The organism is Methylophilus sp. 3sh_L (assembly GCF_046766015.1).
Lineage (GTDB): Bacteria > Pseudomonadota > Gammaproteobacteria > Burkholderiales > Methylophilaceae > Methylophilus.
On sequence record NZ_JBKOUF010000006.1, the window covers coordinates 97,189 to 111,097 of the forward strand.

Sequence of the window (13,909 nt, forward strand, 5' to 3'; positions counted from 1 at the left end):
GCAGGACAGGCTTATTTCCAACTGTAGCCTAGAGTAAACAGGGCGCGTGTATCGCCTTTGCGTCTGTCGTCGACCGGACGGCTGTCGTAGTTATAGTCCACTTGTGTGGAGGCGCTCAAACCAAAAATAAAGGGGAAGCGTAAGCCAGTTGAACTGTACAACAGGATTTGCGAAGGGGTTCTCGGCGTATAAGTAAGCTCATGACGGTGGAAGGCCTGCACAAAGGAGTCGAACAGGTATTGGTTATAGTTAACCGCCCAGCGCAGGGCTGCATGATTTTCGTCGTGTTCTTCGTAATAATCCTGGGTGATGTATGAAAGACCGCCTTCCAGTGACAGATTACGTTTTTCACTTTCAAAAAACTGGTAACCGGTACCCACACTGTAGGTGCTACGCAAGCGGATATCCCGGAAACGGTCTTTTTCCTGAATCGTGTTGACGTAGCCATACCATTTTTTTGTAAAAAAGTTATCGTACTGACCGCGGACCCGCGCGTTATTCTGCGTTTGCTGATCATTGTCTTCTGCCCAGTAGTAGTACCCCTGCACCGTGTAACGATTATCAAACCCGCGCAATACGGATTCACCGTTAAACTGCATATTGCGGTTAGTACTATTGCCATTGTTAAAGGCGCCACCCAGACTCATGTTGCCGGTCCAGACATAACCTTCGCCTATCAGGTCCACCGTAGGGTTGATGTAGTGAATTTCACTCAGTTCAGTGTCCACCATCGGTGTATTGGTCTCTTCATCGAGGATCACCTGGCCATCCGCTGAATGGATCAGGCGCCCATTCACGATGCTGCCATCCGAAAGTTGCATCAGGATAGGCTTATCGGCATCAATACTTTTGATATCATTCCAGTTGATTTTAATTTCATCAGCATAAGCGGTTTTAAACGTGAGCTTGTTTGAGATTTTTACCCCCAGCGTGCCGGTGATTTTGTCTCCATTTTTGAGCCATACCGTATCTGCGAGTGCCATATTCATCGTCATAAACCACGTGAGCCATAGCGCCAGGCAAATTGACCAGAGGCGAAATGATGGCGAGCCTGAAGGAGGTCGGTAGGGCTGAAAAAGGCATGATTGCGGCATAGGTACTACTCCCTGAAACGATTGAACAACTGCGCTGCCGGGCAGCGGATTGAGTGCGGCTTGTTAGCGGCAAAGGGTGGGTGTTTTTTAATAAAACTTGCTACCCTGTATTAAACATGATTACAAAAACAGCCTGTGAGTTCCCTCAATCCTGTATATCATAGGGCTACCGCTGCTGTTTTTAATCTGCACCAGGGCTGATCCTGTTCACGCTCGCCATCTCTCAATGGTGCTGTGCAACCATTGAACTGTTAAACTGGCATATTCAGATTTTAAAGCACTCAGAAGTATGGTCCAAACATTATTGCCGCCCGAGGTCAAGCCTGGCCAGTCTGTAGCCTTGTTGCAGGCCTTACATATCCTGACCCGTGACGGTAAACTCAATCAGGACAGTCGTCGCAAGCTCAAGCAGGTTTATCATCTGGTGAACTTTATTGAGCCGCTGATGCAGGCGGTGATGGCAAAAAATGCTAATCCCACATTGGTCGATCATGGCGCTGGCAAGTCCTATCTGGGGTTTATTTTGTATGATTTATTGCTCAAACAACATGATACAGGGCAAGTAATCGGCATCGAAAGCCGGGGCGAGTTGATTGAAAAGTCGCGTCAACTGGCGCAAGCCTGCCAATTTGAGCGTATGCAGTTTGAGCATTTGACCGTCGCCCAAGCCATGCAGTCCGCGCAATTGCCGGAACAGGTTGATATTGTGACGGCCTTGCATGCCTGCAATACTGCCACCGATGATGCGATTGCGTTTGGCTTGCAAAAGAAAGCACAGTTCATGGTATTGGTCCCTTGTTGTCAGGCCGAAGTGGCCGAAGCGCTAAGGCAACATAAGGCTGAGGCTTTATCAAAAACCTTTTTAAGTGAATTGTGGCGTCATCCCATCCACACCCGTGAGTTTGGTAGCCAGGTGACCAATGTATTACGTTGCCTCGAGCTGGAGGCACATGGCTATCAAGTGACTGTGACAGAATTGGTAGGGTGGGAGCATTCGATGAAAAATGAATTGATCATTGCCAAATATACTGGCCAGCATAAACGCAGTGCACGTGAACGCGGATTACAGTTGCTGGAGCAACTGCATCTCACCAGTCTTGCCAGCCGGTTTAATTTTTAGCAATCATTTTTTAAGCGCTGATTGACCAAGTGCAGATAAAAAAACCTCTGACACTGGGAGAGTATCAGAGGTGAATGGAGCTAATACATTGCCCCAGGGAAGAGACGTTATGCGCTTTGAGTGTTAGAAGCGCTTGCCAAAGCCCAGGCTGATCACCCATGGATCAATATCCAGGTCATCAATTTTTGTCCAGGCATTGCCGTTGAGCGGGTTTTGCATTTTGACGGTGGTATTCATCCAGATGTATTTCACATCGGCGTTCAGCATCCAGCCATCTTTGAGGTTCACATCCAGGCCTGCTTGCAAAGCTGGGCCAAAGCTGTCGCGGTCAATTTTAATTTTTTGACCGGCTAATGGGCCTTGGCGCAGGTCCAGACGGCGGTCCAGCATAAAGGTTGCGTTAATGCCGGCACCTACATAAGGGTCAAAGGTTTGATCAGGGTTAAAGTGCCATTGGGCGGTCAAGGTCGGGGGCAATGCATCAATGCTGCCCAATAATTGATTAGGCACGGTAGAGCCTGGCTCTTTGGTAATACTCACATCATGCTTGGAACCCAAGGCCAGGATCAGTTCTGTCGCAATGTTTTTGGTCCAGTAGTAGCTGATGTCCAGCTCAGGAATAGTATTGCTGTCAGCCTTTAATTCTGCACCGCTAGACATCGCGCCTGCCGCAATATTTTTGTTTACATATTTGCCCAGATCGCTACTTTCGTTCGGGCTGATATTGGTGGCACGCAGACGGACGACCCAGTCGCCTTGCTCTGCCTGAGCATTGAGGGCTGGCAATAAAGCAGCCAACATTAAACTGATTGCGGTTTTTTTCATTGTGATCACTCCATTAGTGCATTGAACTTGGAGCCATTGTAGGTCTGCAACTCATGTCAGGTATTGACGCAGGTCAACTTGAAATGATTTGGCAATCGTCGTTGGAATGGTGCAATGTTTGGCCAGGTAAACCTTAGTTACCTAGGCAGGTTTTAGAGTAGATAAAAGAACACCAGTCCGCAGACTGGTGTTGGGGTGGTGGGACAGTGAATGAAATTAGTAGTCGGTACGCTGTTTCCAGGCCTCATCCAGCAATTTGGATTTTTGCTCAAAAATTGCTTTTTTTGCTTCCAGGTCTTTTTCGGTCTGGGCTTTTTCAGCCTGATATTGCTTCAGTTTTTCTTGCTCTTGCGTCAGTAGCGCTTGTTGCCGCTGGATTTTCTGCTCGATATCGCTCAATTTGCTCATGGCATCGCCCACGGCATCACGGGCACTGGCGGCTTCTGATTGTTCATTGCTGATATTGCGTGCGAAGGCAGGCTCGCTTAAGGTCAACATCAAAAGAGCGGTGAGGGTGAATATATGCATGCGGGACTCCATTAAAAAGCGGTGTAACAATAAGCCATAAATTAGAAAGCAGATCATAGGCGTTTAAATCATGTGCATCAATCTTTTAGTAAGACCTGTCAGCGATTAGTTTCCCTAGCCTTGCCATTTAACGGTTAACACAGCCATTGCTGTTAGTGGATGACTGCTGATCTAACGCTTTACAGGTATGGCTTAATACGCAACAATGTTGCACATTATTGAGGAGGAAAAAATGCGTTTTTGCTGGGTTTGCATGCTGTGGTTGTGTTGGGGAAGCGTGCATGCAAGGGAAGCCTTTGAATTGGCGGGCAAGCAACTTGCGCCAGGCACCGTCTCGTCATGGACGATGACCGTGGCGTCAACGGCGATCCCAGTGACGGTGATTCATGGGCAAACGCCAGGACCGGTATTGACCCTGACAGCAGGCATCCATGGCGATGAGTTTCCTGCGATTCTTGCCCTGCAGCAATTGCGCAAACAGATACAACCCGAACACTTGAAAGGCACCGTGATTCTGGTTCATTTGGCGAATCTTGAGGGGTTTCATGCGCGGCGTATTGCGCTCAGCCCGGTGGATGAAAAAAATCTGAATCGTGTGTTTCCCGGTAGCGAACAAGGCACGCTGACTGAACAAGTGGCCGCTTTTCTAACGGCACAAGTCATTAGCAAAACCGACTACCTGATCGATATCCATTCAGGCAGTGCCAACCAGCATTTATTGCCACATGTGTATTCGCCGGTGTCGCATGTGCCAGCGCTGGATGCCAGAACACAGCAGTTTGCTGAGAGTCTAGGATCGCCAGAGATCGTGCTTTATGATGGCAGGCCGAATGATCCTGATCATTCCATTTCTTACCCGAATACGGCACAGACCCGGGGCAAGCCTGGATTAACACTTGAAGTCGGGCAGTTTGCACAAAGTGATGCCGCTTTTGTGACCATGATCATGCAAGCGTGTGCACGGGCCATGCATGGCTTGGGGATGACTGATGCGCCAGAGACCATAGTTATCAGCACACCAGACACCGCACAGGTGGCCTCGCCAATTCACTATTACAGCAAACTGATTGAAGTACGCAGCACGCAAACCGGCTTGTTTACGGCTAAATCCAGCATCGGCGATTGGGTATCAGCGGGGCAGGTGGTAGGCGAGGTGACGGATTATTTTGGCGACAATATTGAAACCTTGCGCGCGCCCGTGGCCGGGCGCATCTTGATTCAAAATGCCACGCCACCGATACGCGCAGGCGAAGTCACCTTATCCATTGGTGTGTTGAAGACGCATTAGCCATTAACGACAGGATGCGGACTTTACTTACCAGCATCGTCTGCGCCAAAGACGGGCATGGACTCGAGATCTTTGCGGTTTAATGCCCGCTCCTCAAACAAGAATGGATAGATGGCTTCACGTAGGTGGGTGTGAAATTGCGCTATCTGCTGTCTGTGTACAAGCAGATGGCGAACATCGCTGCATGCGACGGCTTCCAGTTGCGACTGCGCCCAGACCGTGGGCAACCACCCCATCTTTGTTGTCGCCTCTGCCCTTAGTTGTAAGGCGCGTGTCCGTGCAGCCACTTGTGCTTGCAATTGGACATCCCCCATATGCTGAAAGGCGTAGTACCATTTCCAGTGAAAGCGGCCTGTGACGGGCGGCGTGTCTTTCCATTGTGGATACAAAGCGTAGAAGGGTTGCAGCGTCTCATCTTTGGGTAAATCCCAGGCGCCATGCACTAATTGCCGATGCTGCATGGCCAACTGGCTACCGTCTTGCAAGGGATAACGGGCGTGCAGCCATAGCTGACAAAGATTCGGTAAGACCACGCATAACATGACCCAAATGCTGCTCAGTAACATGGCATTGAAGTTGGCGTTGAGTGCCCGTCTGCGCAGGCTGATTGCACTACACAATGCAGACCATAAAAACGTGTATAAGGCTGTAATGGTCAGCACGTGTAACAGCGGTGACCAGGAAAGCGAGTGTAGCCAGGCAAACAGTAAAACCGGCAATATGAAGACAAGCGTGACAAGCAGCCAGCGGCATAACACGCGTTTAAGCCAGAACTGGCCAGGCGCTTTTACCAGGCTGTGCAAAAACAGTAAACGTTGCGCCTGTTGCTCGCTCGCTTTCAGGTCATGCAACAGGGCGATACAGAGCAAAGGGGCAAAAAATACCAGCAAAAATGTGTAATCAAAGGTCCCCAGCATCACATATTCAGGGTGATGTGACTCCCCATCGTAAAGCTGGCTCTGCAAACCGAGTAAACGTATCCGTTGCACATACGGCACTACCAGCCGGTTGCCTAGCGCAATAAAGCTCCATTCGCCAGGTTGGTAATAGACATTGTGGAACAGGTAATAGCCAACTTCGCCTGCCTCCAGGGTCCCTTCATGGCTGAAGCGCTGGATAAAGTCCTGCTTGCGCAGGATCTCTTCCTGTTGCGCATGCTGGATCTGGGACTGGATATGATGGATATTTTGCCAGCCATTTAACAGGCTAAAACTAACCAGTAGTAGGCTTAGCCAAAGTAACAGCGTCATGCTGCGTTGCTTGAGCAGCAGGGTGAGTTCATGTTTCATAGTCGGTGCGAAACCCTCACAAGCAAGGAGCCGGGCAGTAACAGCCAGCCAATTAACACCAGAAAAGCTGCAGTCAGGCTGGCATGGCTGACGGCCATCGGTGGCAGATTCACCGGAGGGCGGGGGGCCTTCTTCCACAAATCTGCAGAAACACGCGTGTTCTTATCGTCATGCTGATCCACTTTGTAAGTGTGGATCTGGTTCAGATATTGGATTAATTGATATCGCCGGGCTTCAGACTGCCGGATAAAAGCCTGGTGATGTGGCAAGTCATTGCCGCTAGCCGCCATTTGTATATATTGCAGCGCCAAGGCCGGTGTCAGCCATAACCAGTGCCGGATACTTTCATTCTGTTTTGCCAGCTGCGAATCATGTAGTGCCTGTTGTTCGCGGTAGACTGCTGTGGTCAGACGCTCGCCTTCCTGCATTAGCAGGCCATTGTAGTTGACAGGCAGCTCTTCCACGCTACTGACATGATACTGGTCGAGAATGCTTTGTTTAAAGGTGGCAAAATGCGGATCGTCAGGATTGTGGCTGTCGCCTATGCTTTGCAGCTTGGTTTCCGCATGGAATTCAGCCTCGACGCGCGGTTGTGTGGGATAGGCGATCTGAGCCAGATTTGCCAGCCCGCGCGGGAAAATAATGCAGATACAGACCCAGCACAACAATAAAGTCAGCAAGGCACTATGCAATTGCCGGCTGTACCAGGACACGGTGACGACCAGCAGACACCAGCCGCCAATGTACAGCACTTGCGCCAGCAACATGATCCCCAGCCTGGACCATAACTGATCACTGTGCCAGCTCCATGCCAGCGTCAACAGTGCCTGCAGGCACAAAAGTAACAGCAGCGGTAAAAACAATGCCAGCCATTTTCCGGCGGCAATTACCCAGCCAGGCGTGCCATTGCCACGCATGAAGGCCAGGATGCCGGTGATTTTATCGGCAGTGACGGTGGCATAGGCAATCATGATCAAAAACAGTGGCATCCACCATTGCACAATCATGGCCGGTGTAATCAATGAAAAGCGGCCCAGCGTAGTGGCTTCAGTCGCCGGGTTGAAGTTGGCACTGTTCAGGCGATGTGCTTCCAGATACACCAGATGGCCAGACTGGTCGAGGATGCCGGGTTCGATCACACTGAGCGGATGGACCGGTTTGGCGACGAAATCGCCAAAATGCGAGACCCTGTGCGGGTGACGGTCGGGTTGCGATTGCCAGTCATGCTGGCTACGCGCCGTCACCTCGGCCACCGTCTGTGCATGATCTTGCCAGTGGTGATGGGCGGCCAGGGCGGCAATGCCCCACAATGTCACCAGCACCATCAAAAGCAATGCCGGAACCCGTGCATGCCATAACCTGCGCCATTCATTGCAGGAGATTTTCCAGATCAATGCGCTCATACTTGCCCCTGGTACAGCTTTTTCAGGCTATCCACTGTCAGTGCTGCTTGGTCCAGAATTACCGCTTGCAACTGGCCATTGGTCAGCATCAGCAAACGGTCAGAAAAACCAATGGCAGACAACACATCATGCGTGACGACCAGCACGCCCATGCCACTTTCTTTGCATTGCACAATCAGTTGATTTAAATCTTCGGTCGCTTGCGGGTCCAGGCCAGAGTTAGGCTCATCTAGTAACAGCAATGTTGCCTGTTTGGCCAGCGCAAATGCCAGCATCACCTTTTGTTTCATGCCTTTGGAATATTCACTGCAAGGCCGATGCCAGGCTGTTTCCGGTAAGCCAGCCATGGTCAGGCAGCTGGCAATATCCTTTCCATGATCTATATCGGCCAGGCTTAAGAAATAACGGATATTCGCTATCGCAGAGAGATGTCCGTATACGGCAGGGTGCTCTGGCACGTAGGCAAGGTGCGATAGCGCCCGCTGGCGGTCCTGTGCGATATCAATGCCGGCAATCAGGATATTGCCTGTTTGCTCGGCGTTGGCATGTAGGCCTAAAATACTTTTCAGCAGCGTTGATTTACCGGCGCCATTGCTGCCCAGTACAGAGACGACTTCACCTGCCTGTAAGTTGAGCTCAAGCTGATTTAAGATTTTACGTTTGGAAAAGCTTAGGCTGAGCTGTTGAATCGATAGCAATGCAGTCATAAAAAATCCACCGTTGCTGTGAGCATAAAGTTACGGCCAGCACCGGGGGCGAAGTTAAGCTGGTTGGTCGCACCTGTGGATGAAAAGTCATACACATACTCATAGTAGCGATCAAAAATATTATTGGCTAACAAGCTGACTCGGCCCCAGTTGGTTTTGTAGTCAATATTGGCATTGGTCAGGGTATAGCCGCCATATTTGCCGCCTTGATTACTTTCATTGACGTAGTAGTCGCCTTGGCTATCCACGTGAACACGTGCAATCCAGTTTGCATTGGGCACAAACTGCAGGCCCAGCGAGGCAGTGTAAGAGGGGATGCTGCGGACCGAGTTATCCTTGAATTGCGGGTGTAATGCATCCGGTTTCACGATAATGGCCTCTACCCGTGACACATTGCCCCAAAAGTGCCATTGCTCGTCTAACGCATAGTCAAAACTGGCATCGATCCCTTGCCTGCGGGTGGCGCCGATGAGTTGGTTAAAGTTGTCGATATTAATAAATTCGTTTTCAGCTTTTTGTTGCCAATAAGAAAGACGCGTATTCAAAGCAGGATGCCACTGGCTCTTGAGTCCTAATTCCCAGCCATCGTTGATCGCAACCTTGACGTTGGTCGGGCCATTGGTGCTATAGAGATTAAGGTTAACGCCAGTGGGTGTTTGAAAACTGCGTCCGGCATTTACAAATAAAGTTTGCTGCGCACTTAGGTTAGCAAATAAGTTGAATTTGGGCTGTACGATGGTCTGGTTATCCAGCATGCGTGTCCTGAGCGTGCTGCCATTAATCACAAACTGGTTTCTCGGGTCGCTGTTCAAATAATCCACCCGATAGGCCAGGTTCCAGCGTAACCAGTCCAGCGGCGTGTTTTCAAATTTGGCGTAAATGCCTTGTGCCGTGAAGTCGTATTGGGCATTACGCCGGATAGTGGTCAAACGTTGACGGAATTCATCGACATGCTGGTGTTCAATATCGTAGCCAGTTTCAAAAGCCCAGCTGGGATTGATTTTCCAGTTTAACTTGCTCACCAAACCGATCGAAGTCTGGTCTTCCAAGCGATGTTCTAGGCCTGGGGAACCAAAAAAGCGGACATTGCGTTCACGATCAAAGTTCTGCCAATAAGCTTTCAGGCTTAAATCGAGATCGTTATTAAAAAAGTAATCGTAATGCAGGCTTAAATGCTTGAATTCTTTCTCACCGCTGTCGTTGAGTGCATTGGGCGCTACGCCTCTGCGGTCATCACGCGCTTGTTCTTTAGACATAAACCCTGGCGCTTCCGGGGAGTTATATTTGCCATACTTTGCGCTCAATGCCAGGCTGGACTGCTCGAAATCCAGTTGCCAACGGCCGGATAAAGCGATTTTTTCATTTTCGGTATGGGCGCGGAAGCCATTGCCTTTGCGGTAGCCGATTGCATAGTTTTGGGTGAAATCGCCTTGTTTTTCAGCATAGTAGCCTTGCATTTCCCGGGTTTGAAAGCTGCCATAACCAAATTGCAATTGCTTGCCGATATCTTTACGGGTTTCTACCTTGTAGTTGCCTGCCGTCGCAAACAGGCCGGTCGAAGCGTCGCTGGTCCCTTTAAACACTTGGGCGCTCTGAATGTTGGTGGGGAACAGATAATCCAGCTCGCTAAGACCAGAGAACAAATTAGACGGAATGCCATCCACCAGCACTTTGGCATTCGGTGTTTCGCCATTGCCACTAAAACCGCGGATAGAGACTTCGGTATTGACAATGCCCTGGCTAAAACGGGACAGCACCACGCCAGGCGTTTTGCTAAACAACTCCAGGGTATCGGTGACATGTTCATATTCCAGCTCTTGACGTGTAATGACATCTACCGAGCCGGCCAGGCCTTTATCGGTCGCCGAAGCTTGTTCTTTGGTGCCCAGAACAACGACACTATCGAGCTCGACACTGGGTTCTGTCGCTTGATTGTTCTTGGGTTTACTATTTTGCTTGGCGGGTTCCAGTTCAACGGCATCTTCAGCATAAACTGTCACCGCCGGGAACAACATGACTGCCAGCAGGCTAGCAATCGTTTTTGGGTACATCATGATTTATTTTTCCCTGTGAGTCTGCGTATTGGTCAATCTGGTTCAGTGTGTTCTCTTTGTGCCTGATCGCATCAAGTAGCTTAGGCAAACTATTTTATTGTTATTGTGGTAATGCTATTAAATAAGAATCATTATAAGGTGATCTATGCGACTTCTCCTTAAAAAAGCACGATAGTTATTTAGAAAAAAACACAGCAGGGTTGCTGTGAAAAACAGGTGTGGCAAATTGTCACTTTTATGCTGCTTGCGGTGTGATGGACCTCCGATAGCCGCGGCATCAAAGGTCCATCACATCTCAGATTAAAAGTATTTATTCAGGCCAATAAAGACACCTCTGCGTGGTCCGAATTGCGGCGCATCAATACCGATGCCCGAGCCATCCCGCAATTCATATTTTTTATCGAACAGGTTGATGATGGCTAACCTGGTTTCAAGTTTGCCCAAGGCGCCAGCATTGATCATGGTGGTCGCGCCCAGGTTAACCTGCGTGTAGGCTGGCATATGTTCGGTATTGGCAAAGCCGCGGCGCAGCCCGCTACCAAAAAAGGCATCGGCACTGAGTTGATAGCCTTGCCATAAATAACCGACACCAGCTGACGCGGTATAGCGCTGGTCATGGTCGGTATGCACCCAATGGTTAGCGGTGTAATCCAACTCATCCTGCTCAAAATTATATTGCGCCGAGACGACATTCTTGGCGAGGCTCATTGAGCGTGAGAGGTTGGCATAGGCTGAGAAGGCTTCGTCTTTATAGCTTGCCGTCAATTCAAAGCCATAAATTCTGCCTTTGGCATAATTAAACGGCGTGTACACCAAGGCTTCACCAAAACGGCCTTCATCAATCAGGTCCTGGACAATTTTGTAGTAGCTGTCGAAGCCCAAGGTGAGTTTTGGCGTTAACTGGTGGCTGACACCTACGTCAAAATAATGTGAGCGCTCGGGTTTGACTGCGCCATTGAGGTCACTGGACGCAGCATTGGTGGTATTGCTGAATAAGGCCAGTGTTTTCGTCCCAACCAATTCGGTGGGGGGGGGCGTAAAGTACCTTGAGTACGCGGCATGGAAGGTGGTTTGCGGCGTGGCATTCCATACCATGCCGACGCGCGGGCTGAGCTGGCCACCACTGACATAGGCATTCATTTTGTCAGCACGCACGCCATAGTTCATCACTAGGCTGTTATTGATTTTCCACTCATCCTGCAGGTAAAGCCCCAGCAAGGTGTTGCCGTTTTTGCGATTGTTATCAACAATGGTGGCCTGGGTGTTGGTTGGCGAGCCGCCTGCGGTCAGAAAGACATTGGCTGTATTGTCGCTGGTGATGTTTTCGGTGCTGGTAAACATGCCCATGCGGATGATATGGCTATCGCCCCAGTGGTAACTGCCATCCGCTTGCAAGCCATTGCTGAAACTGTCCCTAAATACGCGGGAAGCGACACCGTTAAATGCCAGGCCACCTGTGATATCGGGCGTATAAGTGGTGCTGGTATAGCGTGTGAATAGCGAAATCTGGTAGTCAAAATCCGCGCCAATGGAGCTCTGTAAGGCCAAAATGCCATATTGATTGCGTTCATTTTGGTGGTCTCTGAGGCTGGAGGAATTATAGCCAGACAAGCCTAAGGCAGAGAGATAGCCACTGTCAGCCGTTTGTGCCGGGTTGTTGGGGATTTGAAAATTGCCATAGTAGGAGCCCAGCATCGCCACAAGTTGCGTTTCAGGATTGATCAAATACGACATGTAGGCAAACCCTTTGGTTTGCTGGGTGTTATCGTGGATCGGGTTGTAGCTGTCGGTAGTATTTTCGATGCCACGGTTATTGGAGAGATAAGAGCCCGTCACGTAGTAACTGAAGTCGCCACTTGAGTTGTGCATCTGTATGCTTGGGTTGACGGTATCACTGGTGCCGCCATAAAAGCCGACATTGCCGCCGGGTTTAAAGTTTTTCTTGGTCTCAATCTCAATCACGCCCGCCGTCCGGTAGCCATATTGCGCAGGGAGTGCGCCAGTGACTAAATTGATTTTATCGGCAAACCGCGTATCGAGAATCTGACCAAAACCATTGATGCCTTCTGGCAGAATCACGCCGTTAATCCGGTATTGGATATTGCCGTGATCACCGCGGATGTGCAGTTGACCATAGGAGTCATTCGCCACCCCGGGTGCGCGCAGCAAGATCTGGTTAAAACTGTTGTTTTCACCGCCAGGGATGTTGCTGATATCTTTTTGGTCAAACCGGTAGACGCTGCCGCCCGTGTCTGGCGATAAACTATTGCGGATTTTGCTAAAGCGTTCTGCCGTGACTTGCACACTATCCAATTCCAGCGCGCTGTCATCTACTGTTTCCGCCAGTGCGGAAATTGCCGGGTAGCTGGCAAACAGCCCGCCCACTGCCACAGAAATAATACGTTTGATATACATAAAGTTGTCCTCTTGGCCTCAGGATGAGGTCCTCTTCGTCTGATTGTCTTTGGGGCTCAGTTTTAAACGAAAAGAGGCGGGGCACGCGCTGCGTAGCGGTGATAGGACAGTTTTGAATAGAAGGTTGGAGGACTGCTGACAACTTCAGGCGCCATTTCTGGCGAATGCAGCAATAGCGCCTGCGCAGGTAACAGGGTGTCAGTGAGATTGTCCAGGCATAAACATTCTTCACACAAGTCATTTTGGCCAGTTTTGTCGTGCTTGAGGCTGTGGTTAATCTCGTCTGATAGGTGAGAGATTGCATGCTTCAGGATCTGTTGCTCGGCAAAGACAAACAACAGCAAGACTGCCAGCAATAAAGCGAGCAGTCCATGATTCAGTTGTATGCGTTTAGGATGATCTAGCATGCCGTGTTGCGAGCGCAAAGTCCGTGGATTGTTTGGATAACAGTATACTGGGCTTGATAAGACGTCTTGATGACAAAGCGCATTAATTGCTCATGGCATCCAGGGCGAGCACGACGCGAACCTGCCCGTCCGGGACGGCCGGTGAGCGGTGTATGGCGCCGCCTGTGGTGTTGTTTTGCCACCGACTGCCTTTCAGCAGCACGATATCAAAGCTATCTGCCTGCCTGATGCCGCGCGTATCAATGACCACACCCGCACGCTGGTGGCTGTTGTCTGCACTGCGGTTATTGAGATAACGACGGTCGGCAAATGCTTCTTCCAGCCACTCGGTGCCTGGTCCCAGGTAGGTGCATAACAACCTGATCCCGGTATGATCCACGTGAAATTGCGGACACATGGCCTTTTGCAACACCTCCAACCGCAGTCCAACGGTCTGGCAGTCCAGCAATTCTGCAAAAACCATCACCAATTGCTCGACTTCTTGGATAAACGCCTCGCGACCAAGCTGTGCTGGCAATAAGCCCTCAAGTTGTGGTGCGAGTGGCTGTGTTAAGGAGACAACATTCCGCAGGCCTGGGGCGATTTTGAGCGCCACCTGTTGCAGGTAGTCACTGATCTCGGTTTGCGGCGCGCGCGGAATGCGGCAGAGTTGTTGCGCTGGCTCAAAAATCGTCAGCATCTGCATGGGGTCAAAGCTCAAGCGTGGGCTCGCTGGTGGCATCGCGTGCGCCAATGCAGGGCGGTTGATCTTGTTTGCGGTAGAAGTACTTGTCAGCATA

The 13,909-nt window shown here is 50.2% G+C and carries 12 protein-coding genes; 2 read left to right on the plus strand and 10 right to left on the minus strand.

The window, feature by feature from the left end; translation table 11 throughout:
• Positions 1–11 precede the first annotated feature (11 nt).
• A complete protein-coding gene (locus ACIDF8_RS11805) occupies positions 12–983 on the minus strand; it encodes a DUF481 domain-containing protein (RefSeq protein ID WP_412010808.1) in 972 nt (323 codons plus the stop codon).
• Between the two features lie 400 nt (positions 984–1,383).
• On the opposite strand from ACIDF8_RS11805, the gene ACIDF8_RS11810 reads away from it, so the two are divergent.
• Positions 1,384–2,214 (plus strand): class I SAM-dependent methyltransferase, encoded by an 831-nt coding sequence (locus ACIDF8_RS11810; protein ID WP_412010809.1) that lies wholly within the window; start codon positions 1,384–1,386, stop codon positions 2,212–2,214.
• A gap of 123 nt (positions 2,215–2,337) precedes the next feature.
• Here the strand turns inward: ACIDF8_RS11810 and ACIDF8_RS11815 are convergent, their stop codons facing one another.
• The gene (locus tag ACIDF8_RS11815; RefSeq protein ID WP_338657474.1) at positions 2,338–3,039 is read right to left on the minus strand and encodes an OmpW/AlkL family protein; all 702 of its coding nucleotides are present in this window, start codon (positions 3,037–3,039) and stop codon (positions 2,338–2,340) included.
• Between the two features lie 216 nt (positions 3,040–3,255).
• Positions 3,256–3,567, minus strand: a complete 312-nt coding sequence (locus ACIDF8_RS11820) for a hypothetical protein (RefSeq protein ID WP_412010810.1) — start codon at positions 3,565–3,567, stop codon at positions 3,256–3,258.
• A 232-nt stretch (positions 3,568–3,799) separates the two neighbouring features.
• Here ACIDF8_RS11820 and ACIDF8_RS11825 point away from each other — a divergent pair, with 232 nt between their 5' ends.
• Positions 3,800–4,855, plus strand: coding sequence for a succinylglutamate desuccinylase/aspartoacylase family protein (locus tag ACIDF8_RS11825; protein WP_412010811.1), 1,056 nt, complete (start codon positions 3,800–3,802; stop codon positions 4,853–4,855).
• Between the two features lie 23 nt (positions 4,856–4,878).
• On the opposite strand, the gene ACIDF8_RS11830 is transcribed toward ACIDF8_RS11825, so the two are convergent.
• The 7 genes from ACIDF8_RS11830 to ACIDF8_RS11860 all read right to left on the minus strand — a co-directional run bounded on the left by ACIDF8_RS11830 (position 4,879) and on the right by ACIDF8_RS11860 (position 13,908).
• Positions 4,879–6,144, minus strand: a complete 1,266-nt coding sequence (locus ACIDF8_RS11830) for a DUF3526 domain-containing protein (RefSeq protein ID WP_412010812.1) — start codon at positions 6,142–6,144, stop codon at positions 4,879–4,881.
• Positions 6,141–7,547 carry a DUF3526 domain-containing protein gene (locus tag ACIDF8_RS11835; RefSeq protein ID WP_412010813.1) on the minus strand — a complete coding sequence of 469 codons (1,407 nt, stop codon included), beginning with the start codon at positions 7,545–7,547 and terminating at the stop codon, positions 6,141–6,143. The genes ACIDF8_RS11830 and ACIDF8_RS11835 overlap by 4 nt, the downstream gene beginning before the upstream one ends.
• The gene (locus ACIDF8_RS11840) at positions 7,544–8,254 is read right to left on the minus strand and encodes an ABC transporter ATP-binding protein (RefSeq protein ID WP_412010814.1); all 711 of its coding nucleotides are present in this window, start codon (positions 8,252–8,254) and stop codon (positions 7,544–7,546) included. The genes ACIDF8_RS11835 and ACIDF8_RS11840 overlap by 4 nt, the downstream gene beginning before the upstream one ends.
• Positions 8,251–10,308: a TonB-dependent receptor gene (locus ACIDF8_RS11845; RefSeq protein WP_412010815.1), complete on the minus strand. Its 2,058-nt coding sequence runs from the start codon at positions 10,306–10,308 to the stop codon at positions 8,251–8,253. Before ACIDF8_RS11845 ends, ACIDF8_RS11840 begins: the two co-directional genes overlap by 4 nt.
• Before the next feature lie 300 nt (positions 10,309–10,608).
• Positions 10,609–12,723, minus strand: coding sequence for a TonB-dependent receptor (locus ACIDF8_RS11850; protein WP_412010816.1), 2,115 nt, complete (start codon positions 12,721–12,723; stop codon positions 10,609–10,611).
• A gap of 62 nt (positions 12,724–12,785) precedes the next feature.
• The gene (locus ACIDF8_RS11855) at positions 12,786–13,130 is read right to left on the minus strand and encodes a hypothetical protein (RefSeq protein ID WP_412010817.1); all 345 of its coding nucleotides are present in this window, start codon (positions 13,128–13,130) and stop codon (positions 12,786–12,788) included.
• 82 nt (positions 13,131–13,212) lie between these two features.
• Entirely contained in the window at positions 13,213–13,908 is a 696-nt protein-coding gene (locus ACIDF8_RS11860; RefSeq protein WP_412010818.1) for a DUF1826 domain-containing protein, read from the minus strand.
• Position 13,909 lies beyond the last annotated feature (1 nt).

Coding starts and splice junctions, on each gene's coding strand:
- ACIDF8_RS11805 (WP_412010808.1), bottom strand. CDS start 983: ATGGCACTCGCAGATACGGTATGGCTCAAAAATGGAGACAAAATCACC.
- ACIDF8_RS11840 (WP_412010814.1), bottom strand. CDS start 8,254: ATGACTGCATTGCTATCGATTCAACAGCTCAGCCTAAGCTTTTCCAAA.
- ACIDF8_RS11825 (WP_412010811.1), top strand. CDS start 3,800: ATGCGTTTTTGCTGGGTTTGCATGCTGTGGTTGTGTTGGGGAAGCGTG.
- ACIDF8_RS11820 (WP_412010810.1), bottom strand. CDS start 3,567: ATGCATATATTCACCCTCACCGCTCTTTTGATGTTGACCTTAAGCGAG.
- ACIDF8_RS11810 (WP_412010809.1), top strand. CDS start 1,384: ATGGTCCAAACATTATTGCCGCCCGAGGTCAAGCCTGGCCAGTCTGTA.
- ACIDF8_RS11850 (WP_412010816.1), bottom strand. CDS start 12,723: ATGTATATCAAACGTATTATTTCTGTGGCAGTGGGCGGGCTGTTTGCC.
- ACIDF8_RS11855 (WP_412010817.1), bottom strand. CDS start 13,130: ATGCTAGATCATCCTAAACGCATACAACTGAATCATGGACTGCTCGCT.
- ACIDF8_RS11815 (WP_338657474.1), bottom strand. CDS start 3,039: ATGAAAAAAACCGCAATCAGTTTAATGTTGGCTGCTTTATTGCCAGCC.
- ACIDF8_RS11860 (WP_412010818.1), bottom strand. CDS start 13,908: ATGCTGACAAGTACTTCTACCGCAAACAAGATCAACCGCCCTGCATTG.
- ACIDF8_RS11830 (WP_412010812.1), bottom strand. CDS start 6,144: ATGAAACATGAACTCACCCTGCTGCTCAAGCAACGCAGCATGACGCTG.
- ACIDF8_RS11835 (WP_412010813.1), bottom strand. CDS start 7,547: ATGAGCGCATTGATCTGGAAAATCTCCTGCAATGAATGGCGCAGGTTA.
- ACIDF8_RS11845 (WP_412010815.1), bottom strand. CDS start 10,308: ATGATGTACCCAAAAACGATTGCTAGCCTGCTGGCAGTCATGTTGTTC.